At 80.5% G+C, this 401-nt stretch carries 1 protein-coding gene; it reads left to right on the top strand.

Annotation, left to right across the window (positions count from 1 at the left end):
* Positions 1-401, top strand: a 401-nt coding sequence (locus ABD308_RS34840; protein ID WP_344343925.1) for a hypothetical protein, incomplete at both ends; no start/stop codon positions are given.

Raw genomic sequence — 401 nt, forward strand, 5'->3', positions numbered from 1 at the left:
CACGACGCCGCGACCCGGGGCGTCCCGCACGCCCGGACGGCCCTCGCCGAGGCCCGCGCCGGCCTGGCCGCCGCCCGCGACCGGGCCGCCCACCACCGCGAGTACGTCGAGGCCCTGACCGCCCGGCACGACGCGTCGGCCCCGGCCGAACCGGGCCTGCGCTCCGGGCTGCGCCGCCTGCTGCGGACCGCCGCCGAACGCCAGGCCGCCGAGGCGCAGCGGGACCGCACCCAGGCCGAGATCCTCGACCTGCTGGTGCACCAGCGCTCCGCCCTGGAGGACGCCCAGGACCACCTCACCCACTGCGTCCGCGCCGAGCGGCTCGCCGCCGAGGACCTGCACACCCGCTCCACCGTCACCCTCGACGAGACCGCCTCGGCGGCCTCCCGGGCCCGTGCCCG

The sequence above is a fragment of the Kitasatospora putterlickiae genome, from assembly GCF_039527695.1.
GTDB classification, from domain to species: domain Bacteria; phylum Actinomycetota; class Actinomycetes; order Streptomycetales; family Streptomycetaceae; genus Kitasatospora; species Kitasatospora putterlickiae.